Annotated in this window: 20 protein-coding genes; 6 read left to right on the forward strand and 14 right to left on the reverse strand. The window is 48.4% G+C overall.

Annotated elements, in window-relative coordinates:
• Positions 1–15 precede the first annotated feature (15 nt).
• Positions 16–1,620, forward strand: coding sequence for a phosphoenolpyruvate carboxykinase (ATP) (pckA, locus tag OIM59_RS17670; protein WP_072541427.1), 1,605 nt, complete (start codon positions 16–18; stop codon positions 1,618–1,620).
• 194 nt (positions 1,621–1,814) lie between these two features.
• Positions 1,815–2,462 carry a nitroreductase gene (locus tag OIM59_RS17675; RefSeq protein WP_303897951.1) on the forward strand — a complete coding sequence of 216 codons (648 nt, stop codon included), beginning with the start codon at positions 1,815–1,817 and terminating at the stop codon, positions 2,460–2,462.
• Between the two features lie 4 nt (positions 2,463–2,466).
• On the opposite strand, the gene OIM59_RS17680 is transcribed toward OIM59_RS17675, so the two are convergent.
• From OIM59_RS17680 to OIM59_RS17705, 6 genes are all read right to left on the reverse strand, one after another.
• Positions 2,467–4,296, reverse strand: coding sequence for an LTA synthase family protein (locus tag OIM59_RS17680; protein WP_303897953.1), 1,830 nt, complete (start codon positions 4,294–4,296; stop codon positions 2,467–2,469).
• Positions 4,297–4,310: 14 nt separating this feature from the next.
• Complete coding sequence (locus OIM59_RS17685; RefSeq protein WP_072541430.1) at positions 4,311–4,940, reverse strand: viroplasmin family protein; 630 nt, start codon at positions 4,938–4,940, stop codon at positions 4,311–4,313.
• Between the two features lie 62 nt (positions 4,941–5,002).
• Positions 5,003–6,820: an arginine--tRNA ligase gene (gene argS / locus OIM59_RS17690; RefSeq protein WP_303897956.1), complete on the reverse strand. Its 1,818-nt coding sequence runs from the start codon at positions 6,818–6,820 to the stop codon at positions 5,003–5,005.
• A gap of 97 nt (positions 6,821–6,917) precedes the next feature.
• Positions 6,918–8,051 carry an AraC family transcriptional regulator gene (locus OIM59_RS17695; protein WP_303897958.1) on the reverse strand — a complete coding sequence of 378 codons (1,134 nt, stop codon included), beginning with the start codon at positions 8,049–8,051 and terminating at the stop codon, positions 6,918–6,920.
• Between the two features lie 268 nt (positions 8,052–8,319).
• Complete coding sequence (locus tag OIM59_RS17700; RefSeq protein ID WP_299170820.1) at positions 8,320–8,658, reverse strand: AraC family transcriptional regulator; 339 nt, start codon at positions 8,656–8,658, stop codon at positions 8,320–8,322.
• Between the two features lie 127 nt (positions 8,659–8,785).
• Positions 8,786–10,009 (reverse strand): pitrilysin family protein, encoded by a 1,224-nt coding sequence (locus OIM59_RS17705; protein WP_303897961.1) that lies wholly within the window; start codon positions 10,007–10,009, stop codon positions 8,786–8,788.
• A 107-nt stretch (positions 10,010–10,116) separates the two neighbouring features.
• On the opposite strand from OIM59_RS17705, the gene OIM59_RS17710 reads away from it, so the two are divergent.
• On the forward strand, positions 10,117–10,650 hold the full coding sequence (locus tag OIM59_RS17710; RefSeq protein WP_303897962.1) for a TIGR00730 family Rossman fold protein: 534 nt from the start codon (positions 10,117–10,119) through the stop codon (positions 10,648–10,650).
• A gap of 24 nt (positions 10,651–10,674) precedes the next feature.
• Entirely contained in the window at positions 10,675–11,277 is a 603-nt protein-coding gene (locus tag OIM59_RS17715; protein WP_072541435.1) for an SIS domain-containing protein, read from the forward strand.
• Between the two features lie 71 nt (positions 11,278–11,348).
• Here OIM59_RS17715 and ndk read toward each other — a convergent pair whose 3' ends face one another.
• The 8 genes from ndk to xerD all read right to left on the reverse strand — a co-directional run bounded on the left by ndk (position 11,349) and on the right by xerD (position 20,733).
• Complete coding sequence (gene ndk / locus OIM59_RS17720; RefSeq protein ID WP_299170828.1) at positions 11,349–11,825, reverse strand: nucleoside-diphosphate kinase; 477 nt, start codon at positions 11,823–11,825, stop codon at positions 11,349–11,351.
• Positions 11,826–11,924: 99 nt separating this feature from the next.
• Positions 11,925–12,572, reverse strand: a complete 648-nt coding sequence (locus OIM59_RS17725; RefSeq protein ID WP_299170829.1) for a response regulator transcription factor — start codon at positions 12,570–12,572, stop codon at positions 11,925–11,927.
• A 51-nt stretch (positions 12,573–12,623) separates the two neighbouring features.
• Positions 12,624–14,552: a tetratricopeptide repeat protein gene (locus OIM59_RS17730; protein ID WP_303897965.1), complete on the reverse strand. Its 1,929-nt coding sequence runs from the start codon at positions 14,550–14,552 to the stop codon at positions 12,624–12,626.
• Positions 14,553–14,678: 126 nt separating this feature from the next.
• Positions 14,679–15,089 carry a LytTR family transcriptional regulator DNA-binding domain-containing protein gene (locus OIM59_RS18725; RefSeq protein WP_369695926.1) on the reverse strand — a complete coding sequence of 137 codons (411 nt, stop codon included), beginning with the start codon at positions 15,087–15,089 and terminating at the stop codon, positions 14,679–14,681.
• A gap of 193 nt (positions 15,090–15,282) precedes the next feature.
• Complete coding sequence (locus OIM59_RS17735; RefSeq protein ID WP_303897967.1) at positions 15,283–16,821, reverse strand: YifB family Mg chelatase-like AAA ATPase; 1,539 nt, start codon at positions 16,819–16,821, stop codon at positions 15,283–15,285.
• Positions 16,822–16,846: 25 nt separating this feature from the next.
• Positions 16,847–17,866 carry a thioredoxin-like domain-containing protein gene (locus OIM59_RS17740; RefSeq protein ID WP_303897969.1) on the reverse strand — a complete coding sequence of 340 codons (1,020 nt, stop codon included), beginning with the start codon at positions 17,864–17,866 and terminating at the stop codon, positions 16,847–16,849.
• Between the two features lie 135 nt (positions 17,867–18,001).
• On the reverse strand, positions 18,002–19,678 hold the full coding sequence (locus OIM59_RS17745; protein WP_303897971.1) for a tetratricopeptide repeat protein: 1,677 nt from the start codon (positions 19,676–19,678) through the stop codon (positions 18,002–18,004).
• Between the two features lie 140 nt (positions 19,679–19,818).
• Positions 19,819–20,733 carry a site-specific tyrosine recombinase XerD gene (gene xerD / locus OIM59_RS17750; RefSeq protein ID WP_303897972.1) on the reverse strand — a complete coding sequence of 305 codons (915 nt, stop codon included), beginning with the start codon at positions 20,731–20,733 and terminating at the stop codon, positions 19,819–19,821.
• Positions 20,734–20,799: 66 nt separating this feature from the next.
• Between xerD and aroQ the strand changes: the two genes are divergently transcribed.
• Positions 20,800–21,231, forward strand: coding sequence for a type II 3-dehydroquinate dehydratase (aroQ, locus tag OIM59_RS17755; RefSeq protein ID WP_072541444.1), 432 nt, complete (start codon positions 20,800–20,802; stop codon positions 21,229–21,231).
• Positions 21,232–21,241: 10 nt separating this feature from the next.
• A complete protein-coding gene (gene pyk, locus OIM59_RS17760; RefSeq protein ID WP_072541445.1) occupies positions 21,242–22,702 on the forward strand; it encodes a pyruvate kinase in 1,461 nt (486 codons plus the stop codon).
• The last annotated feature ends 2 nt before the right edge of the window (positions 22,703–22,704 follow it).

Raw genomic sequence — 22,704 nt, forward strand, 5'->3', positions numbered from 1 at the left:
TTAATCATTTGAACAATGGCAAATTTAGATCTTACTAAGTACGGTATCACTGGAACCGTAGAAATCGTACACAATCCTTCTTACGACGTATTGTTCGCTGAAGAAACAAAAGCTGGTCTGGAAGGTTATGAAAAAGGTCAGGTAACTGAACTGGGTGCAGTAAACGTAATGACTGGTATCTACACTGGTCGTTCTCCTAAAGATAAATTCTTGGTAAAAGACGCTACAAGTGAAAACACTGTATGGTGGACTTCAGAAGAATACAAAAACGATAACAAACCTGTTACTACTGAAACTTGGAATGCTTTGAAAGCTTTGGCTTCAAAAGAATTGTCAAACAAGAAGTTGTATGTAGTTGATGGTTACTGCGGTGCAAACGAAGCTACTCGCTTGAAAGTTCGTTTCATCATGGAAGTTGCATGGCAGGCTCACTTCGTAACTAACATGTTCATCCGTCCTTCTAAAGAAGAACTGGAATCATTCGAACCTGACTTCGTTGTTTACAACGCTTCTAAAGCTAAAGTTGAAAACTACAAAGAACTGGGTCTGAACTCAGAAACTGCAGTTGTCTTCAACTTGACTACTAAGGAACAGGTTATCCTGAACACTTGGTACGGTGGTGAAATGAAGAAAGGTATGTTCTCTATGATGAACTACTTCAACCCGTTGCGTGGTATCGCTTCTATGCACTGTTCTGCTAACACAGACAAAGAAGGAAAGAGCTCAGCTATCTTCTTCGGTTTGTCTGGTACAGGTAAGACAACTTTGTCTACTGACCCGAAACGTCTGTTGATCGGTGATGACGAACACGGATGGGATAACGAAGGTGTATTCAACTACGAAGGTGGTTGCTACGCTAAGGTTATCAACTTGGATAAGGAATCTGAACCGGATATCTACAACGCCATCAAACGTGACGCTTTGCTGGAAAACGTAACTGTAGATGCTAACGGTAAGATTGACTTCGCTGACAAGAGCGTAACTGAAAACACTCGTGTTTCTTATCCTATCTACCACATCAACAACATCGTTAAACCGGTTTCTAAAGGTCCTCACGCAAAACAAGTTATCTTCTTGTCTGCTGATGCATTCGGTGTATTGCCTCCAGTATCTATCTTGAACGAAGAACAGGCTCAGTACTACTTCCTGTCAGGATTTACTGCTAAGTTGGCTGGTACAGAACGTGGTATCACTGAACCGACTCCGACATTCTCAGCTTGCTTCGGTGCTGCTTTCTTGTCATTGCACCCGACTAAATATGCAGAAGAATTGGTTAAGAAGATGAAGATGACTGGTGCAAAAGCATACTTGGTTAACACTGGTTGGAACGGAACTGGCAAACGTATTTCTATCCGTGATACTCGTGGTATCATCGACGCTATCCTGGATGGTTCTATCGAAAAAGCTCCGACTAAGACTATTCCTTACTTCGACTTCGTTGTTCCGACTGAATTGCCGGGTGTTGATCCGAAGATTTTGGATCCGCGTGACACTTACGACTGCGCTTGCAAGTGGGAAGAAAAAGCTAAAGACTTGGCTGCTCGCTTCATCAAGAACTTCGCTAAGTTTACTGGTAACGAAGCTGGTAAAGCTTTGGTTGCTGCTGGTCCGAAATTGTAATTCTGACTTACAAATTCTTAAATATGAAAGCGGTTTCCTTCGGGGAACCGCTTTTTTTGTTATATTTGGTCGGATGGCGGCAGGGCTAGCGGGAAACTTGTCGTCGGGAGAAGAGGAAGAACGGCTGTTCTGACAGCTGGTGTGGGGAAGAGAACGAAAGAAATTGAAGATTGAGCTAATCAAAGATAAAGCGTATGAAAAAGATGATTTATTCGATGCTGGGGGCAGGCTTGCTCTGTCTTTCCAGCTGTGGCGGTCAGACACAGCAATCACAGCCGGCTGCCGAGAACGAGGCTGACAGTACGAATCAGGTTATAGAGACCATCATGGCACGTCGCAGCGTGCGGAAGTATCTGCCACAACCGGTAAATCGGGATACGATGCAGGTGATTCTGGACTGTGGTATTAATGCGCCTAACGGACAGAACAAACAGTCGTGGGCAATCCGGGTAGTAGACAATCCGGAATTTATCAATGGTCTGACGGAGGTGTACAAGAAAGCTAATCCCAAAGCGGCTGAAGACCCTGATTTCCGGAATATGTTCCGCAATGCACCGACGGTGGTGTTTATTGCCAACGACACCGCCTACGATTTCTCACAAGTGGATTGTGGACTGTTGGGTGAGAACATGATTCTTTCTGCCTGGTCTATGGGCATCGGTTCCTGCTGCCTGGGTGGTCCCATACGTTTCATGAAGACCGCCCCCGGAGCCGCAGAATACCTGAAACGTCTGAACATTCCCGAAGGATATGACCTGTTGTATTGCATTGCCTTCGGATATCCGGATGAATCGCCGGCTGCCAAGCCTCGTGATGCATCGAAAGTGATGTTTGTGGAGTAATGTGTTATCGCGCTCCCAAATCATCGTAAGAAGATTGTAGAATCGCTTTCCCCAGTTCTGTGCGTCGTGCGTTCGGAGCTGGGGATTCTATTAATGCCTTGCCGGAGTTGTTGTCTATCAGGGTGACGCCGGTACTGTCGCAGAAGGCAAAGCCGTTGTTGTAGGTGTAGTAGGCAAAGGGGTATTTGTAATCCTTGCCCAGCACGTTGCGGCTGAAATTGAATTCTTTGTGGCTGAGTCCCATTTGTGCCAGCAGGGTAGCGGCCATGTCGCTTTGGTTCATCAGCTTGTCGATGACCATGGGTTGCTTTACGGCACCGCCCAGCCAGAGCATCGGGATGTGATGGATGCGAGGGTCGTGCACCAGTCCCTCTTCCGGATAATAGAAGCCATGGTCCGGCAGGCAGACAATGAGCAGGTTCTTCCATTGTGGAAGCGCCTTGAGCTTGTCGATGAATTTTCCCAGGCAGTCGTCCGTAAAGGCGAAGGCATTGGGAATCTTCTCGTTCAGGCGATGGTAAGGCACCTCGAAAGGTTCGTGGCTGCTGAGAGTCAGAAAGGCCGTGTGCCAAGGCTGGTTGCCTGTGCGTGCCTTTATCTGCTGGTAGAGATATTCAAAAGTGATGTCATCGTTCACTCCCCATGGATTCTGTCGCTCCTCCAGGCTGAAATCCACATCGGCCGTGAGATGCTGGTAACCACTGCTTAACAGGTAGCTCTTCATGTTGGTAAAGTTGATGTCACCCCCGTACAGAAAGTCGGTGGCATAACCTTGCTCCCGCAGCTTCCCGGCAATGGAAGGCAGCGTACGGCTCTTGGCCGGTGACTTCATGACCGACACGGTAGGGAAACTCTGGTAGCCGCTGAAGGTGCAGACCGTGCCCCGGTCGGTGCGGAAACTGTTGGCGTAACAGTTCGTGAAAAAGACTCCCTCCTTGCTCAGCCTTTCCAGGTTGGGACTGACATCCGGGAGACCTCCCAGCGATTCCACAAACACCCCTCCGAAGCTCTCCATCAGGACAATCAGTACGTTGGGGCGTTGCGTGTTCAGCAGGGATACCGTGTTTTCTCCGGTGTCGGCATACAATCCGTCGAACAGGCTGGCCCGTTTTTCCTCGTCAAAGAAATTGAACTGCTGGGCGAAATCGGTCGTCTTGCTGATGGACGACAGCAGGCTGAAATCCGGGTTGACCGCCGAGTGGTTCAGGAACTCGTTGTCGCAGAAATACGCCTGTCCTACGTTACTGGTTGATTCGGTGACACCGCCTCGGATGATGATGAAGAGGATACCCCCCAGCAGAATCGTGACCAGACTGCCCGTAAGACGTTTGCGGACCTGCGGTATTTGGGGAAGTTGGGCAGGCGTCATTTTATACAGTCCCCACGTGAGCAGGGCCGACAATATTAGGATACATAGCACCCGTATCAGGATGAAACCGACCGACACACTGGCCATGGCATTTTTCGGAGAGTCTAGGTAGAGGAAGATGGAGGCATCGAGCTTGAATCCCCAGAACGGATACAGGGCCATGTCGCCGATGAAGACGAGGGTGGTAGCCAGCGCAATCAGCGCATAGTAGCCCACGAGGAGCTTTCGCAGCGGGAAACGGCGGAACCAGATACTCACCAGGATAATCAGCCAGGGGAGGGCGGTGAGATAGCCTGTGGTGGCTGCATCGAGGGTAAAGCCGTGATACAGCACTTTCAGGTAGTCCACGAAGGATATCCCTTTCTCGCAAGCTCCGTTGTAGAGCATGAACACTGGTTTCTGAAGCAGGAAATAGCCTAAAATAGCGGCAAAAATACATCCCAGGTAAGCAAGTCTCTTTTTCATCTGTCTAGGTCTGATTATTTACGTCCGAAATCGGCGGGGACTTCTCCCCATGATTCTGTTTCCCATTTGCGCAAGGGAGTGGTGTAGGTGTTTTCCTTCAGCCATTTCTCTGCCCGTTCAATCAGCTGGAACAGGGTTTCGGTCTTGGCATTGCGCTCCAGTTTGGTCTTGCATTTCTTCTGTTTCACCCACAGGAGGGCGTTGCGGCTGTCGGAGTAGAGAGGCATGTCCAGCTGCTTCTGTTTAAGAAGGGCCAGCCCATGTACGATGGCCAGAAACTCTCCTATGTTGTTGGTGCCATACACCGGTCCGAAATGGAAAATCTCCTGTCCGGTAAGCAGATACACTCCACGGTATTCCATGGGGCCGGGGTTTCCACTGCAGGCCGCATCTACTGCCAGGCAGTTCAGGTCGAAATTTTCCGGAAGCTGTTTGGCGGAAGGTTCTTTGGGAGCCGAAGTCCGGTGGCGTTGCAGGTACACGTGTGCCGGAGTGGCAAAAGCCTGTGCGGCTTCCTCTTCTGTGTCGAATGATTTATAGATGGCTCCTTTGTATCCTTGGATTTGCAGCCGGCATTCAGTCCAGGAAGCATACACCCCCGGATTCACACCCTTCCACACTACATAGAATTTTTGTTTCGCCATAAAAAGATAAGGAGGTTAAAAAAAGTGGGTGGCTCCCTCGCCACCCGCTATTTTCAAATGAATTACATGCGTTCAGGCACTTCGATGCCCAGCAAGCCCATGGCCAGCTTGACAATCTTTCCTACGTTCCGACTCAGTGCCAGACGGAAAATCTTCACAGCCTCGTTCTCTTCACGCAGAATACTGAAATCGTGATAGAACTGGTTGTATTCTTTCACCAAGTCGTAGGCATAGTTGGCCAGGATAGACGGGTTGTAGTCCGTCCCCGCCTGTTTTACCACGTTGGGGAAGTCGGCCAGCATCTGGATCAGTGCTTCTTCCTTGGTGCTCAGTTCGATACCTTCCGGAATCGCAGCCGGAATCTGGATACCGGCTTCTGCTGCCTTGCGGAGGATAGACTGGATACGTGCGTAGGTGTACTGGATGAACGGTCCCGTATTTCCGTTGAAGTCGATGGATTCCTTCGGGTTGAATGTCATGTTCTTGCGGGCATCCACTTTCAGGATGAAATACTTCAAGGCACCCAGTCCCACGATACGGGCGATGTCATCGGCCTCTTCCTTCGTCAGTCCGTCCAGTTTGCCCAGTTCGCTGCTGGTTTCCTTGGCCGTTTCAATCATGGCTTCCATCAGGTCGTCCGCATCGACTACGGTACCTTCGCGGCTCTTCATCTTACCTTCCGGCAGTTCCACCATACCGTAGGAGAAGTGAACCAGATCCTTGCCCCATTCGAAGCCCAGCTTGTCGAGCAGGATAGACAACACCTGGAAGTGATAGTTCTGTTCGTTGCCCACCACATAAATCATCTTGTTGATGGGATAATCCTGGAAGCGCAGCTTGGCTGTACCGATGTCCTGTGTCATGTAGACCGAAGTACCGTCTGCACGGAGCAGCAGCTTCTGGTCCAGTCCTTCCGGAGTCAGGTCAGCCCATACAGAACCGTCTTCCTTGCGGTAGAAGAGTCCTTTTTCCAGTCCTTCCAATACCTTGGCCTTTCCTTCCAGGTAAGTCTGTGATTCGTAATATATCTTGTCGAAGCTGACGCCCATCATCTTGTACGTCTCGTCGAAGCCGGCATATACCCAGTCGTTCATCTTCTTCCAGAGCGCGCGTACTTCCGGGTCGTTGGCTTCCCATTTGCGGAGCATTTCGCGGGCTTCCAGCATCAGCGGAGAGTTGGCTTCTGCCTGGGCCTTGGCTTCTTCCTCGTTCATGCCTTCCGCTTCATACTTTGCCATCAGTTCTTTCACTTCCGCCTTGTAGTGCTTGTCGAACGCCACGTAGTAATCGCCAATCAGGTGGTCACCCTTCTTTCCGGAGGATTCCGGAGTCTCGCCGTTGCCATATTTCAGCCAAGCCAGCATGGACTTGCAGATATGGATACCGCGGTCGTTGACAATGTTGGTTTTCACCACCTTGTTGCCGTTGGCCGCCATGATGTTGGCCAGGGCGTTACCCAGTAGGTTGTTGCGCACGTGTCCCAGGTGGAGCGGTTTGTTGGTGTTCGGAGAAGAATATTCAATCATCACCAGCGGCGCATTGTCGGCAGCTTTCTGGATTCCCCATTGACTGTCTGCCTGGATGCGGTTCAGCAAGTCAATCCATACGCTCGAAGCGATGGTCAGGTTCAGGAATCCCTTGATTACGTTGTAGCTGGCAATGGCAGGCTCATGCTGCTTCAGATACTCTCCAATTTCCTGTGCGGTCTGTTCCGGACCTTTCTTGGACATTTTCAGGAAAGGGAAGACAACCAGTGTGAGGTGGCCTTCAAACTCTTTCTTGGTCTTCTGCAGCTGTACCATCTTGGCGGGAACTTCCTGCCCGTACAACTCCTTCACGCCGTTGATTACGGACGCCGTCAGTTTATCTTCTATTTTCATGCGTGTATGTAGTTTTATGATAATCCGTTCAATGGCGCAAAGATAGTGAATTTATTTCGTTCTTCCGACAGGGTGTTTCTTCTATTTGTATTTTGTATTATTGGTGGATGGGCTCTTCCGCTGAAGGTAGGTTCTGTGAATCTTTTTTCCAAGTGGAGGGAGAACATCCTTCCTTCATCTTGAATTGTTTGCTGAAGTGGGCAAGATCTGCAAAACCCACTTGTTCGGCTACTTCGGCCAGACTGATGTCCGGATTGTTGCGCATCCGGAGTTTGGCTTCTTCAATCCGTAGCCCGTTTATCCATCCATTAAAGTTAGTCTGGTAGGTTTCATTGATGAAGTTTGACAGATAAGTACGATTGATACCTATTTCTTTGCTCATGTCCTGGATGGTCAGACTGGGATGAAGGTAGCCTTTTTCGGACATCCATTCGTTCAGCTTCTCTTCAATTTTTTCAGAATTCCATTTGTGGGTCTTTTTCTCCTGAGGCGAGGAAGTAGAAGTATAAGGAGATGATTTTTCTGTTTCCACCTGTTCTTTGAGCAGTGGATAATCAGCGATGAAAATACCATAGTTGTGATATTGAAGGGCGAACACGATGTAGAATATGGTGTAAATTCCTGTGAATATCAGCTGACTGATGAGGTGTGGGTAGATGTTTACAGCCACAGAGAGTGCGAATATGGCACACAATCCGATGAGCAGCGGATATACTCGCTTTTTCAAGTAGGGTATACGCTCAGGATGTACTTGTACCCAGCGTCTGGAGATACGGAGGTACACACGTATATAGAGCACCAGCAGGCAGGCGTAGCAGGTCATGAGGATATAGTAGAAAAGAGTGCCTGTCCGCCCGTCCATGCCGAAATAATAGATTAAATTGGCGGCAGCCAGTAGAAGCGTATAAATCAACTGTCGTCGCAGGAAGCCTTCCAGCTTGTGCCCTATATATATAGGGAAAGTGATGGCCCAAAGAAACAAGAGGGTTTGTATAGGGGCCAAACTTTGTATAAAGAAGGCTTTCAGTGTTTCATGATAGCTTTCTGTAGAGAATGCGATGCCCAATGAGGTAAGGCCTACCAGTATGTAGGCCACTTCTATATAAACCCGACTGTGTTTGCTGCGTGTGCTCATTTCTCCTTTCGGTACTTCAGCGAAGTGGAGAAAGAGGGCCAGTAGCAAGCTGCTGATGCCGGAGAATGTTTCCATAGTAAAAAAGATTTTTTCCATGACTTGTTGTTTTTCGTTTGTAATAGCGAAATCAATGAAGCCTTTGTCGAATTGTCTTTTTCTTCACCTAAACTTATCAGAAAATAGACAAAGGCTCTATTTTTCTTTTCGCAAAGGTAAATTTAATAAATTGACAACTCTTTTTTTCCTGCTTTTCTGTCAATCTTTACTATGAGGACAGAATGAATAGTTATTAGATAGATTTTCGTAACTATTCAGTCAAAAAATAGTTCCTCACTATGGCTCAGTAGCTTGTCATTCTATAAATTTATTCCACTTCTTTTCTCCATACAGAAGGAGATACTCCTACGAGAAGCTTGAATTGCTTGCTGAAATGCGCCAGGTCAGTAAAGCCTACCTGTTGGGCTATTTCCGACAAGTTGCGCTTGGGAGATTGCTTGATGAGTAACTTGGCCTCTTCTATACGTAAATGATTAAGCCATAAATTAAAGTTTAATCCATAAGTGGTGTTGATGTGATTGGACAGATAAGTTCTGTTGATTCCAATGATTTTGCTTAACTGGATGATGGTAACCCGGGCATTTAAATAACCCTTTTGTTCAATCCATTCTGCAAGTCTGTCTTTAATTACTTCATTCTTTTTCATAGTTCCTATTTTTCCCCGAAAGTAAGAAGTTTTAAAATTTTATGGAAAGACAAAATATTGAATTTGGGAATATTTGTCTGTATCCAGTGATTAAGTGGTCAAAAATATATACTATCCGGTCTTTAATTTACTGATAGATTAATGTGGAAAGATAGCTTTCAGCCAGTACTTCGTTGGCTATATCGAGCAGTTGGGAGGTGGTAAGGCTCTCAATCCGTTTAAATACCTCCTCTTTTTCCTCGTAGGTCTGGTAGTGGAGGAAGCATTTTCCCATGTTGAGGGCATTGTTCTCAAAGTTGTCGCCGGCCACTCCTATCTGTCCGATAATTTGCTTTTTGGCTGCATGGAGCTGCAAGCTTGTCAGCGCTTTGTCGCGGATTTTCTTGAGTTCCTTGTGCACCAACGAAATGCAATGTGCTGTGTCGTGCGGGTCGCAACCAAAGTAGATGCAAAACGTGCCGGTATCCGTATAGGAGGTGAGGTTTGATTCCACATTGTAGACCAGACCTTTTTTCTCACGCAAGGAAACGTTGAGGCGGCTGTTCATGCCGGGTCCTCCCAGGATGTTGTTGAGCAGGTAGAGCCCTGTCCGGCGTTCGTCGTAAGCATGGTAGCCTCTTCCTCCTATCATGACGTGAGCCTGATGGGTGTCCTTATGGAGCGTCAGTTGACGTGGCTGGTAGGCGGCAGGCTGTGTGCGCACTTGTTTTTCTCCATGCCAGGGAAGGATTTCAGCTGTCACCTTTTCCAAGGTGCGAATGACTTTAGAAAAGGGGATATTGCCTTGCACAAAGAATACCATGTTTTGCGGCTGGTAGTGTCTGTGCACAAAATGCTGTGCGTCCTCGCTGGTGAACTTCCGCAGCAGTTCCGGATTGCCAAGGATGTTCCGTCCAAGCGGATGGTCAGGGAAAATCAGTTCCTCGAAATCGTCGAAGATGAGTTCGGCAGGACTGTCCTCGTAGCTTTGTATCTCGTCAATGATGACTTCTACCTCTTTTTCTATTTCATTTGAAGGAAACAGGCTGTGAAACACGATGTCGGCCAGCAGTTCTGCTGCCCGGTCGAAATGTTCTTTCAGAAAGGCGCTGTAGATGACGGTTTCCTCCTTGTTGGTATATGCGTTCAGGTCGCCTCCCACATTTTCCATGCGGTTCAGGATGTGCCAAGCCTTCCGTTTATGAGTTCCTTTGAAAATGAGGTGCTCCACGAAATGGGCCATTCCTTGCTCTTGCGGAAGTTCGTCACGGGTGCCGGTATCTACAGCAAAACCACAATAAGCCACATTGGTAGGGCTTGTGGTGTGGATAATCCGCAATCCGCTGGGAAGGGTGAAAGTTGAATATGCCATATATCTGTGGTCTAATTTTTATTTTTGCCGCAAATTTACAATAAATACTTATTGCCTTTCCTTAAAAAATACAGATATTTGCACCAAAGGATATTTAAAACTAATATATGAATAAAATTGCAGTCTTTTGTTCAGCGTCGGATGCCATTGCTCCCGTGTTTATAGAGAAGGCAGAGGAACTGGGAACATGGCTGGGACAGCACCGTAAATGGCTGATTTACGGAGGTTCCAATACGGGACTGATGGAGGTCCTGGCGAAAAGTGCGAAGGAAAACGGGGCCATGATTATGGGAGTGGTGCCTACCAAGCTGGAAGAGAACGGGAGAGTAAGCGACTTGCTCGATGTGACGTTCCATTCAGTGAATTTGAGCGACCGGAAAGACATCATGGTGCAGGAAGCGGAGATTATGGTGGCCTTGCCCGGTGGAATAGGTACGTTGGATGAGGTCTTCCATGTAATGGCGTCGTGCAGTATCGGGTATCATGACAAGCGGGTAATCTTTTATAATATCGATGGTTTCTGGAACGACATCTCAGGCTTTATGAAGCGGCTGGAGGAACAGCATTTTGCCCATCGTCCTTTGAAGAATTATTTCGAGGTGGCAAACACATTCGATGAGCTGACTCGGTTGTTGGAATAAAATTATCATTTAATCATACTCTATATGAATTCATCAATTAAAGAATTGTTACAGCGTGAGGCTCAGGCTGTATTGAATATCCCTGTGACCGACGGATACGAGAAGGCGGTGCAGCTGATTGTGGAACAGGTGCATGAGAAAGGAGGAAAGCTGGTGACAAGTGGAATGGGAAAGGCAGGGCAGATAGCCATGAACATCGCTACGACCTTTTGTTCTACGGGGATACCGGCTGTGTTCCTGCATCCGAGTGAGGCACAGCATGGCGACTTGGGAATTTTGCAGAAGAATGACTTGCTGCTGCTGATTTCCAATTCGGGGAAGACCCGCGAGATTGTGGAGCTTACCGACCTGGCGGCACGCCTGGACCCTACGCTGAAGAAAATCGTCATTACGGGAAACCCGGACAGCCCGTTGGCGGAGGCAGCCGACATTTGTCTGGCTACTGGGCATCCCGACGAGGTGTGCCTGTTGGGAATGACGCCTACCACTTCGACCACTGTCATGACGGTGATAGGAGATATTCTGGTGGTGGAAACAATGCGCAAGACAGGCTTTACCATCGAGGAGTACAGCAAGCGTCATCATGGAGGCTATCTGGGAGAGCGTTCCCGTGCATTGAGCAAATAGACCAGAAAATTAATTCATCAGATAAAAAACGTGGCAGCGGTGCTGTCACGTTTTTTATTGCGCCTCGTTTCTCAGGTGAGCTTGTATTCTTCCGGATAATAGATAAAGTCAACGATGGCTCTTTCGTATTCAAACAGTTCATCGGGTTTGAAGAAACGGGCAATTTCTTCGGCGGCTGTTTTAGGCGAATCGGAGGTGTGGACGATATTTTCCTGCGAGCTGACGCAGTAATCTCCGCGTATGGTGCCCGGAACGGCTACCCGTCCGTTGGTGGCTCCAGTCATGGAACGCACCACTTGGATGGCATCGACCCCTTCATAGCAGCATACGATGACGGGACTTGCCATCATGGACGCTTTCACGCGGGGGAAGAAAGGTTTTCCAGCCAGATGGGCGTAATGTTCGTTGAGCAGGTCTTCCGTGAGCTGCATCATTTTCATGCCGGCTAGCCGCAGGCCTTTCCGTTCAAACCGATGGGTGATTTCTCCGATGAGCCCACGCTGTACAGCACTGGGTTTCAGGATGACTAATGTTCTTTCCAGACTCATAGTTCGTTTATTATAAGGTGATACAAAGATTTCTTTACGCCCCAAATATAACGAAAAATGGACAGGTGTCCTCATAAACTCCTGTTTTTTTATGAGAAATCATTTATGGTCTAAAGGGATGATGCCCAGATGGATGGCTTTCAGCACGAGGTCGACAGCATTTTTAGCTTCCAGTTTGCTCATGAGGCTTTTCCGGTGTGATTCGATGGTGTTGCCTGACACATGGAGAAGGTCGGCGATTTCTCTGGTGCTGTATCCTCTGGCGATGGCCTGCAGCACTTCCATTTCTCTCAGTGTGAGCTGTTCCTTGAGCAGTTCTTCTGCTTGCAGGCGGTTCAGAATTGTCCGGAACCGTCTGCAGAGGTATTGCCCTCCTTTCAGGATGGTTTGGATGGCCAGTGTCAGCTCGTGGATGTCGGCCGATTTAAGTATGGCTCCGCTGATGGGTGTTCTGGTAAGCCTTTTCAGTATCCATATCTCTTCGTGCATGGTATTGATCAGGATACGGGCTTCCGGATATTTCTGCCGTATTTGTTCTATCAGTTCGAATCCGTTGGTATCGGGTAGTTCCACATCGAGTACATACAGGTCGAAAGGTTGTGTGTTGATCAGGAGCAAGGCTTCCGTGCCTGAAGAAGCGGCATACACTTTGTCTATTTCGGGCATTTGCGAGATGACGTGTCGGATGCCTTGCAGTATCAGGGTATGGTCGTCGACCAATAGTATGTTTGCTTTTGAGCTTGTCATGCGGGGCATTTTTTTATACTGCAAAGAAAAAAATATTCATTGAAAAGAATCTCACTGAAAACCGTGATTTTTCCTTGGAAGGTGCACACGGATGTGCATGCTTATTTTTTCTTCTCTGGTCATCAGTTCATAGTCCCCTCCGATTGTTTTCAGCCGGTCGTGAATGGTGCGCAGGCCGATTCCTTTGGGAGATTCTGTCTGTGGGCTCCATTGTCCGTCGTGCTGTACGTCGATGGTCAGCTCGCCGTCATGCTCATCCAGTGCTATGTGAATGAGGCTTGCATGGGCATGTTTCAGGATGTTGCCGATTGCCTCTTGCATGATGCGGTAGATTTCGTATCCGATGTGTTCTGGGACTTGTGTCCATTCCGTTTGTTTTCCCGGTACGTAGTGTATGATGACTCCTGAAACCTCCTGCATCTTGGAGAAGTAGTCGGCCAGCATTTCGTTCAGGTTGGTGAACTGGAAGTTGGGAGGCATCAGTTCGTGGGAAATGGCCCGTACGCCGCTCCGTATTTCTTCCAGGGTGTGGAGGGTGGATGCTTTCAACGTTTCGGGGGAGGTTTGTTGCTGTATTTGCAGGATGGCTCCCAGCAGGTCGTTGCACACCCCGTCGTGCAAGTCCTTGGCCAGCCGTTTGCGCTCGTTCTCCAGTCCCTCGATGTATTGCCGGGCGGCAATCAGTTCCGTTTCTTTTTTCTGCAACCTCCGTTTGTAGAGGAGAATGGAGATGGTCACCAGCAACAGGAGAATGACGCTGCTGAAAGAAGCGGTGTTTCGCAGACGGATTTCCTTTTCCTGTGCCTGTTCCTTTTCCAGCCGGGCTATTTTCAGTTCTTTGTCGCTGACCCGGAGTTTTTCGTTCAGTTCCGACAGTTCGTCCTTGATTTTTCCATTGAAGATGGAATCCTGATACACACATACGTCCTGTAGGTACTGGTAGGCTTTCTGGTAGTTACCCAGCCCTTCGTAGTTTCGGGCCAGGAGGGTGTGGAACTTGTCATAGGGCACCTGCGTCTGAATCAGCGGGTTGCCGGTCAGTATCTGGAGACTTTTCTGATATTCCCCTATCCATTGGTAGAGGCTGGCTTGTATGCTGTAGAATTCAAGGGCGGTCGGGCTGTTCCGGGGAATCTTTCGGATGAGTTCCTCTCCTTTCCGTAAAACGGTCCGGACGGAATCCTTTTTGTCCCATAACTGATAGGTGCTGAGTAAGGGGCAGAGGGAGCCCATGGCCAGCAGGGGCTGCTGAATTTCCAAAGCCTTGCGGATGTTGGCCTTGAGAATCTGGCAGGCTTCGGCGTATTTTCCCAGTCTGCTGTAGCTGCCTCCGACGAGGCTGTTGGCATAGAGTTCCATCAGCACGTCGTGGGCCTTCCGGGCATATTCAGCCGACAGGAGCCCTTGGGTCAACGCCTCTTCATATCGCTTGTGGAGGTGATAGAGCACACCAATGTTGTAGTATGTGGACGACACGTCTTCTGGCTTTCCGGCTTTCTTGCAGAGGTCAATGGCACGGTTGTAGTGATATACGGCAGAATCGAACATCCCCAGTTTGCGGTAGCAGACACCGATGGAAGATTCCACGACACCTTCCAGGTCGTATGCTCTTTTCTTGAGTTTGCGGGCGTGCGTGGCTACTGTCTTGAACGTTTCTTTGGCCTGCTCCATTTTTCCTTCCATGAACCAGTAGTTGGCCAGGGAGTTGACCAGTTGCAGGTAACCTTCCTCCTCGAAAGCAGGCTGGGGGTAGAGGGCAAGCCCTTTCTGTAGGTATCGGTAGGATGAATCGTGGTTCAGGGTCTCGTATTCGGCTCCCAGAGACTGGTATAGTTCGGTGAGTTTCTCTCGTGAGGGTGCCTGCTTTTCGGCCGATTGTATTTCCCGTTTCAGACTGTCAATGGTAGCGGTTTCAGATTGTGCATACGGATACGTGGTGATTCCTAGCAGAATCAGGAATAGAAGAAATGTCTTTTTCATGGGGCTGTGTATTGGTGATGTCCCTAAAGTAAGGTTTTTTGTGGGAATATACAAATTGCCAATAAAAAATAGACAAAGTGGGAGAGGTTTGTTTGGGGTGGAGAAAAGGGAGCTGTAGGGTTTTAATTAAAATGAGTGGAACCGCGATAGCAGCTTTTTCTTGTGCTTTAGGGAGACTTGCAGCTCTTCTACGGAATGAAAAGGGGCAGCCAGCAGGCAGTGCCGGTCTTGAATTATTTGTAGATAGTGTAAGTTTATCACATAAGATTGGTGAATCTGGACAAAGGTCTCACTGTAACTGCATAAGTTTTCGGCGCGCAAATTTCCTCTGAGGCGTACGAAAGAGCCGTCCCTCAGTGCCACTTCCCAACTTTTTTGGGTAGAATTATACCGGAAGTAGCCAATGTCGTTCGGACGTAACACACGCAGGTTGCCTGTAACGGTGTGAATGAGCAGAGGCTTTCTAAGTCTCAGGTCGGACAGTTTTCTTAAATGCTCCAAAGCTGTTTTGTATCGTTGGATGTGGGTGGATTCCATTCGCTATGATTTGTATGTTCACCAAATATAGCGGGTTTGACAAGAGGAAAAAACACGGGAAACCGTGATTTGTATTTTGAGGTACGAAGGAGTCCCCCCCCTCGATAGGGAAGCTACTGATAAGGATTCGGGTAGTACCGTTGTCCTTTCTCTTATTGGGGGATATGGGCGAGGGGCAGCAGTTGGCGGAGGTTTATCCAGCCCAGTTCTCACGGTCCAGGTTACGATAGCTGATGGCTTCGGCCAAGTGTTCCGGGCGGATAGTGGCACAGCCTTCCAGGTCGGCGATGGTACGCGATACTTTCAGAATGCGGTCGTAGGCCCGGGCAGACAGGTTCAGTCGGTGCATGGCATTTCGTAAGAGTTCCAAACCGGCAGTGTCAGGCTGGGCGTAACGGTGCAGGAGTCCCGGTGTCATCTGGGCGTTGCTGTAGATACCGGGCTGGTCGGCAAAGCGTTGGGCCTGTATCTGCCGGGCACGGATTACCCGTTCGCGGATGGCGGCACTGCTTTCTCCCGGCGTGTTTCTGGCTATTTCCTCGAAAGGGACGGGGACAATCTCTACCTGTATGTCAATACGGTCGAGCAGGGGGCCTGAAATCTTGTTTAAGTAGCGTTGCACCTGTCCCGGACTGCACACACAGGGGCGTGTCGGATGGTTGTAATAGCCGCAGGGACAAGGATTCATAGAGGCTATCAGCTGGAAATTGGCAGGATATTCCAGGGCGTATTTCGCCCGGGAGATGGTGATTCGATGGTCTTCGAGTGGCTGACGGAGCACTTCCAGCACACTTCGGCTGAATTCGGGAAGTTCATCGAGGAATAACACTCCGTTGTGGGCCAAGCTGATTTCACCAGGCTGAGGCGTGGCGCCTCCGCCTACCATGGCTACCTGCGAGATAGTGTGGTGCGGACTGCGGAACGGGCGGGTGGCAATGAGGGAGGAGCCTTTCTTCAGTTTCCCGGCCACCGAATGGATTTTGGTGGTTTCCAGACTTTCTCCCAGTGAAAGGGGCGGAAGGATGCTGGGCAGGCGTTTGGCCATCATGGATTTTCCACTGCCAGGGGCGCCGATGAGCAGTACGTTGTGGCCTCCGGCAGCGGCTACCTCGAGAGCCCGTTTCACGTTTTCCTGTCCTTTCACTTCTGCAAAGTCGAAGGGGAATGTGGATTGATGCTTATAAAACTCTTCGCGTGTGTGGACGACTGTGGGTTGTAGTGTATGGCCGCCGTTCAGAAAATCGATGACTTCCGTAATTTTTTCTGCACCGTACACGTCCAGATTGTTTACCACAGCTGCTTCCGATGCGTTCTGTTGCGGGAGAATGAGGCCTTTGAATCCTTGCTGGCGTGCGGCGATAGCGATGGGAAGAGCACCTTTAATCGGTTGCAGGCTTCCGTCCAGACTCAGTTCTCCAATAATCAGATAATCTGCCAGGTGTTCAGTCGCTATGGTTTCGTTGGCCGCCAGGATTCCGATGGCCAAGGGCAGGTCGTAAGAGGCTCCTTCTTTCCGGATGTCTGCCGGTGCCATATTGACCACAATCTGGCGGGTCGGGAATTTGTATCCGTTTACTTGCAGGGCCGAGACAATCCGTTCATGGCTTTCCTTTACGGCTGAATCGGGGAGTCCCACCAGATAAAACTTTATGCCGCGTGAGCAGTTCACTTCAATGGTGACAATGGTGGCGTCGATGCCTTGCACTGCGGCGCCGAAGAGTTTGACTAGCATTTAAGGTCGGTTTTTAAAGGATGTTTTATTTTGTTTTCTTATCTTCCGCCGCCAAGGCTTCCAGTTTATCCCTGAGCTCATTTCCATAGAGGTTGCATCCTAGGATTTTCCGGTTCCGGTCTATCAGGACGTTGAAAGGAAGGTCATGCACTTGTAGCTGTTTGATAATCGGATTATCCCATCCTTTGTAGTCGCAGACTTCAATCCATTGTTCGCTGTCTTTTTCCGTATGGTCCAGCCATTCCGTTTTCTGGTAATCCAAGGAGAAATTGACAACCCTGAGGTTTTTTTTCAGCGTGGTTTGACATAAAGCGTACAAAGAATCTTTACGGTTCAGGCTTTCCGGATTCCAGCTCGCCCAAAAGTTGAGGAGTGAATATTGTTTCTGATTGCTGCCGCTCCATGACAGGTATTCACCGTCTCTTTTCTTTATGGAGATATAGTTCAGGTAGGTCGGATTGCTTTTCTCTTTGTCGGGTATCTTTTGCAGCACTTCACTTAATATCCGGCAATCCTTTATTTTCCCGGTGAGCGGCTCTGAGAGTTTTGCCAGAAGAGTCAGGTCCGGATTTTCAGTCTGGCTGAAATACTGCCACAAGATATAGGCAGAAGCGTAGGATTGCGGATGGCTTTGAATAAATGTTTCCGCCTGTTGTCTGATTTGTGTAGGGTTGGTGAGTGTCTGAATCGCCTGCCGGAACTCCTGATATTCATCGTTGGGACCGTTCCCTTTGATTTCCGGACGGGCAAAGCTGCCCTTTATGGAAACTTCCCATCCTTTGTCGGCAAATACGGGAATAGATTTTCCTGAATCATTGACCAGACGGAACAGGTTCAGCGTATCGGGGGTAAACGTATAAGTGAACTTGCCATCTCTTGGATAGATGGTGTCCAGTCGGGCTTCTGGATCGTCGAATACGACCAGTATCATGTCGGAGGTAAAACCGTTTAGTTCGCCTTTCAGTTCAAATTCCTTGCTTTGTTGGCAGGAGTCCAAGCAGAACAGGAGGTACGCGGAAAAGAGAAGCAGGTATAACTTTTTCATAAACTGAATTTTATTTTTGCGAAAATACAATTTTCATTTTATAATCTTGCACGTTCGTCGCATTCTTTCCGGGGAAGGCATAAAAAAACCGGAATCACGCGGGGTGACTCCGGTTTTAATCAGTAATTTATCGGATTACTTTATTTCGTTTGCATATTTTGCAAATTCACGGTCGTTCTGAGCTTTAGCAGCCAAAGTAGCATCCTGCTGTTTTACTTTGTCCATGCTGCTCTTAACCAAGTCAGCGTTGTTGGTTCTAGCGCCTACAATTGCCATCAGGTAGTTAGTGTAAGCGTCCGGATTCTTCACTGCAGACAGAGTAGATTTAGCTTTGTTGTAATCCTTAGCCAGGATCTGAGCCAAAGCAGCTGAGTTTGTCTTCGTGTCACCGAATGCCTGTACGGCACGGTCATACTGGCCTTGTTTGATGTACAAGTTACCCAGAGCTTCGTTTGCAGTGTTTGCACCTGTTGATTTGCTCAAGTAAGTTTCAGCGTCAGCTACGTTACCCTTAGTCAGTGCAATCAAACCAAGGTTGGTGTTCACTTCAGCAGCGTTAGCGTTCTTGCTGGCAGCCTGTTTGAAGTAGTTTTCAGCAGCAGCCAAGTCGCCGTTAGCATAAGCCATCATACCCAGGTTGTTGTAAGCACGATAGTCGTTCGGATACAGTTCTACAGTTTTCTTGTAGATAGCTTCCTTACGTGCGTTATCGTTAGTCAGAGTAGCAGCATACAGCAATTCATCGTTGCTCAATACTTTTGCGTCAGTATCGAATGCAGCGTTGATTTCTTCGTCGCTACGTCCGATTACATCGTAGTTGGCAGTCAAGCGAGCACGACGCAACTGCGGCAGGATTTCGTCAGCCAAAGTTTTGTAAACTGAAGAAATGTTCTTGATTTCAGTTTCGCGCTGTTCAGGATCGCTGTACATAGAAAGCACACGCAAGATCAGGTCTTTATCCTGGATGTTTGATTTAGAAACCAATTCCTGGAATCCGTCCCAGTCCTGAGCTGTGTATTTAGCATCTACTTCAGTTTCAATTTTACCTTTCTTCAGCTGCTGGTTCATATACTTTTCAGTATTGTTCTGACGGTTTTCAGCCAGTGTAGTGTTCAGTTCTACACCACCATCAGGTGAAGCGTAAGCAGAAATTTCGATGTTGTTCAGTTTGTAGTTCTTAGTGTCACCGGCTACAGCAACCACCTGTTTGTGGAATGCTTTCAAGCTGTCTGACTTCAGTTCGCTGGCACGCAGGTTAGCTTGCTGAATCAAGAACATGATTTGAGCTTCCTTAGCCTGTTTGATGATACGCTGGAATGCATCCGGAGCGTAAGCAGCGTTAGCTGAGTTTACAGTCGGAAGTTCTGAAGTAGCGATTACACCGTCGGCAATCTTTACAGAAGGAATAGTGTATTCTTTTTTACCTTTCTTAATTTTGAAATCCAGGTAAAGTTCAGACTTAGCCATTTCAGGAACATAGTCGAAAACGGCTTTCATAGTATAAGTACCACCAGTCTTGTAAGAGATAGTCTGGTCGTTACCTTGTACTTTTTCGCCCTGGAATGTAGCCGGCTGGCCTTTAGCTTCGCCGCCTTCCCATCTCAAAACCGGGGTAACTTCAACGGTTGCGTTTTTCTTGAAGTATTTTTCCGGGAATTTACCTGTAATGGTTACAGGCACCTTACCACCAATAGCTTCCAACACTTCAGGGTTGGTTGTGAAGTAGTCAGGAGACAATTCGCCCATCTTGCTACATGAAGAGAAAGCAAGGACTAACAATGCCACTAACGGCAAATACAACTTCTTAATCATGATGTTAAATATTTAGTTTGTATAAATGAATAATTCTATTCATATTTGGGGGCAAAGATAAGAAAAACTCTATTATGTGTTAATCATTGTCCGCTTTTTTTTGAGGAATCATTGGGAAAAAAGCTTAAAAAATGGGGATTTTATTCATTTTTGTGTAAATTACGCGGGTGATGTTCCAGGATTTCCTGCCGCAGGCGGCTACGGTCAAGGTGGGTGTAGATTTCCGTGGTGCCGATGCTCTCATGTCCGAGCATGCATTGTATGGCCCGCAGGTTGGCTCCTCCCTCCAGCAGATGGGTGGCAAACGAATGTCGGAAAGTGTGGGGGCTGATGGCCTTTTTCAGGCCGGTTTGTGCGGCCAGTTCCTTGATGATATGAAACACCATGATGCGCGAGATGTTCTTCCCGAACCGGCTGATGAACACAAAGTCCTCGTATCCCGGTTTGATCAGTCCTTGGTTCCGGTCGGCAAAATAGAGCTGCAGTTCGTGGATGGCCCGTGGGGAAATCGGTACCAGCCGTTGCTTGCTTCCCTTTCCTTCCACCCGGATAAACTTTTCTTTCAAGTACAGGTCCGAAAGCCTGAGGTTGCACAGTTCCGATACACGCAGTCCGCAGCTGTAGAGCGTTTCCAAAATGGCCCGGTTGCGCTGTCCTTCGCGTGAGCTGCGGTCGATAGCCCCGATCAGGCTGTCAATTTCTTCCACGCTCAGCACGTCGGGCAGATGCTTGCCAATCTGTGGTGATTCCAATAACTCGGAAGGGTCTTGTGCGATGTAATCGTCGAGCACCAGAAAACGGAAAAAAGAGCGGATGCCCGACAGGATTCGGGCTTGCGAGCGGGGGTGGATGCCGATGTCGCGAAGTCCGGCCGAAAAGGTTTCCAGGTTTTCCAGTGTCACGTCGGTGAAGTCGATGCCTTCCAGCTCCAGAAAGGCCAGCAGTTTGTCCAAATCCGTGAGGTAAGCTTCTACGGTGTTGGCAGAGAGCGACTTTTCCAGCTTCAAGTATTGCTTATACTTTATTATTATGTTTTTTTTATCGGCCTTTTTCATTTCTTTTTCGTATCTTTGCGCCAAATTCTTCTACAAAAGTATTAAAAGTTCAGCAGAAGTAAACAGATGAAAATACAAATAATCAATGGCCCGAACATTAATCTGTTAGGCAAACGGGAACCTTCCATTTATGGAGCCGAATCTTTTGAAAGTTATTTGGAAAAATTGAAAGAACGGTATCCGTCGATTGAGTTTGCGTATTACCAGTCGAATGTAGAAGGGGAACTGATCAACAAAATTCATGAAGTAGGCTTTTCATACGACGGTATAGTGCTGAATGCAGGTGCCTACACCCATACTTCCATCGCTTTGCAGGATGCCATCCGTGCCGTGACCACTCCAGTCGTGGAGGTTCACATCTCGAATGTGCACAAACGGGAAGAGTTTCGTCATAAATCCATGATTTCCTGTGCCTGTGTAGGCGTTATCTGCGGATTCGGCCTGGATTCCTATCGTCTGGCCGTAGAATCCTTTTTAGTAGACAACAACAAATTATAGTATATTTATTATGATGCTTAAACAAACAAAGATCGTTGCGTCCATCTCGGACTTGCGCTGCGAAGTAGATTTTATCAGAGACCTTTTTAATGCAGGTATGAACGTGGTACGTATGAACACCGCACATGCCAGCCGTGAAGGTTTCGAAAAGTTGATTAATAATGTGCGTACCGTTTCCAACCGTATCGGTATCCTGATGGATACAAAGGGACCGGAAGTACGTACTACGGCCAGTGCAGAAGGCCCGATTGATTTCAAGACCGGTGAAAAAGTACGTATTGTAGGCAATCCGGAACAGGAAACCACTCATGAGTGCATTTCGGTGACTTATCCGGGATTTGTACACGATTTGTCTGTGGGCGCTGACGTGCTGATGGACGACGGCGAACTGGAACTGAAGGTCATCGACAAAAACGAAGATACGCTTTTCTGTGAAGTCTGCAACGACGCGACTTTGGGAAGCCGCAAGAGTGTGAATGTGCCGGGCGTGCGCATCAACCTGCCTTCTCTGACAGAAAAAGACCGCAACAATATCCTTTATGCCATCGAAAAGGACATCGACTTCATCGCTCACTCTTTCGTGCGCAACCGTCAGGATGTATTGGACATCCGTGAGATTCTGGATGCACACCACAGCGACATCAAGATTATCGCCAAGATTGAGAACCAGGAAGGTGTGGACAACATCGACGAAATCCTGGAAGTGGCCGACGGTGTGATGGTAGCCCGTGGCGACCTGGGTATCGAAGTGCCGCAGGAACGTATCCCGGGTATCCAGCGTATCCTGATTAAGAAATGTATCCTGGCCAAGAAGCCGGTTATCGTGGCTACGCAGATGCTGCACACGATGATTAACAACCCGCGTCCGACCCGTGCCGAGGTAACCGATATCGCCAATGCCATCTACTACCGTACCGATGCCCTGATGCTGAGTGGTGAAACAGCTTACGGTAAGTATCCGGTAGAAGCCGTGAAGACCATGGCGAAGATTGCGGCTCAGGCAGAAAAGGACAAGATGGAAGAAAACGATATTCCTATTCCTTTGACTCCGGCCAATACCGATGTGACGAGCTTCCTGGCCAAGCAGGCGGTACGTGCTACGAACCTGATGCCGATTCGTGCCATCATTACCGACAGCTTCAGCGGTCTGACTGCCCGCAACCTGGCTGCGTTCCGCGGCAAATATCCGGTGCTGGCCATCTGCTACAAAGAAAAGACCATGCGTCACCTGGCGCTGTCATACGGTGTGGAAGCAATCTATATGCCGGAAAAGGCCAACGGACAGGAATACTACTTCACTGCCCTGCGCAAGCTGATTAACGACGGTGTGCTGGCCGAAAATGAAATGGTGGCTTACTTGAGCGGTGGCAAACAGGGAACTCATACTTCTTTCCTGGAAATCAATCAGGTGGGCGACGTGCTGAAAAGCGAAGAAGAATACGTGTTGCCCAACCGTAACCGTTACTTGTAATC

The organism is Bacteroides mediterraneensis (assembly GCF_025993685.1).
GTDB lineage: Bacteria > Bacteroidota > Bacteroidia > Bacteroidales > Bacteroidaceae > Phocaeicola > Phocaeicola mediterraneensis_A.

Bases quoted from the DNA above. Each gene is read 5' to 3' on its own strand.
- pckA (WP_072541427.1), top strand. From the start codon at position 16: ATGGCAAATTTAGATCTTACTAAGTACGGTATCACTGGAACCGTAGAA.
- OIM59_RS17675 (WP_303897951.1), top strand. From the start codon at position 1,815: ATGAAAAAGATGATTTATTCGATGCTGGGGGCAGGCTTGCTCTGTCTT.
- OIM59_RS17680 (WP_303897953.1), bottom strand. From the start codon at position 4,296: ATGAAAAAGAGACTTGCTTACCTGGGATGTATTTTTGCCGCTATTTTA.
- OIM59_RS17685 (WP_072541430.1), bottom strand. From the start codon at position 4,940: ATGGCGAAACAAAAATTCTATGTAGTGTGGAAGGGTGTGAATCCGGGG.
- argS (WP_303897956.1), bottom strand. From the start codon at position 6,820: ATGAAAATAGAAGATAAACTGACGGCGTCCGTAATCAACGGCGTGAAG.
- OIM59_RS17695 (WP_303897958.1), bottom strand. From the start codon at position 8,051: ATGGAAAAAATCTTTTTTACTATGGAAACATTCTCCGGCATCAGCAGC.
- OIM59_RS17700 (WP_299170820.1), bottom strand. From the start codon at position 8,658: ATGAAAAAGAATGAAGTAATTAAAGACAGACTTGCAGAATGGATTGAA.
- OIM59_RS17705 (WP_303897961.1), bottom strand. From the start codon at position 10,009: ATGGCATATTCAACTTTCACCCTTCCCAGCGGATTGCGGATTATCCAC.
- OIM59_RS17710 (WP_303897962.1), top strand. From the start codon at position 10,117: ATGAATAAAATTGCAGTCTTTTGTTCAGCGTCGGATGCCATTGCTCCC.
- OIM59_RS17715 (WP_072541435.1), top strand. From the start codon at position 10,675: ATGAATTCATCAATTAAAGAATTGTTACAGCGTGAGGCTCAGGCTGTA.
- ndk (WP_299170828.1), bottom strand. From the start codon at position 11,825: ATGAGTCTGGAAAGAACATTAGTCATCCTGAAACCCAGTGCTGTACAG.
- OIM59_RS17725 (WP_299170829.1), bottom strand. From the start codon at position 12,572: ATGACAAGCTCAAAAGCAAACATACTATTGGTCGACGACCATACCCTG.
- OIM59_RS17730 (WP_303897965.1), bottom strand. From the start codon at position 14,552: ATGAAAAAGACATTTCTTCTATTCCTGATTCTGCTAGGAATCACCACG.
- OIM59_RS18725 (WP_369695926.1), bottom strand. From the start codon at position 15,089: ATGGAATCCACCCACATCCAACGATACAAAACAGCTTTGGAGCATTTA.
- OIM59_RS17735 (WP_303897967.1), bottom strand. From the start codon at position 16,821: ATGCTAGTCAAACTCTTCGGCGCCGCAGTGCAAGGCATCGACGCCACC.
- OIM59_RS17740 (WP_303897969.1), bottom strand. From the start codon at position 17,866: ATGAAAAAGTTATACCTGCTTCTCTTTTCCGCGTACCTCCTGTTCTGC.
- OIM59_RS17745 (WP_303897971.1), bottom strand. From the start codon at position 19,678: ATGATTAAGAAGTTGTATTTGCCGTTAGTGGCATTGTTAGTCCTTGCT.
- xerD (WP_303897972.1), bottom strand. From the start codon at position 20,733: ATGAAAAAGGCCGATAAAAAAAACATAATAATAAAGTATAAGCAATAC.
- aroQ (WP_072541444.1), top strand. From the start codon at position 20,800: ATGAAAATACAAATAATCAATGGCCCGAACATTAATCTGTTAGGCAAA.
- pyk (WP_072541445.1), top strand. From the start codon at position 21,242: ATGATGCTTAAACAAACAAAGATCGTTGCGTCCATCTCGGACTTGCGC.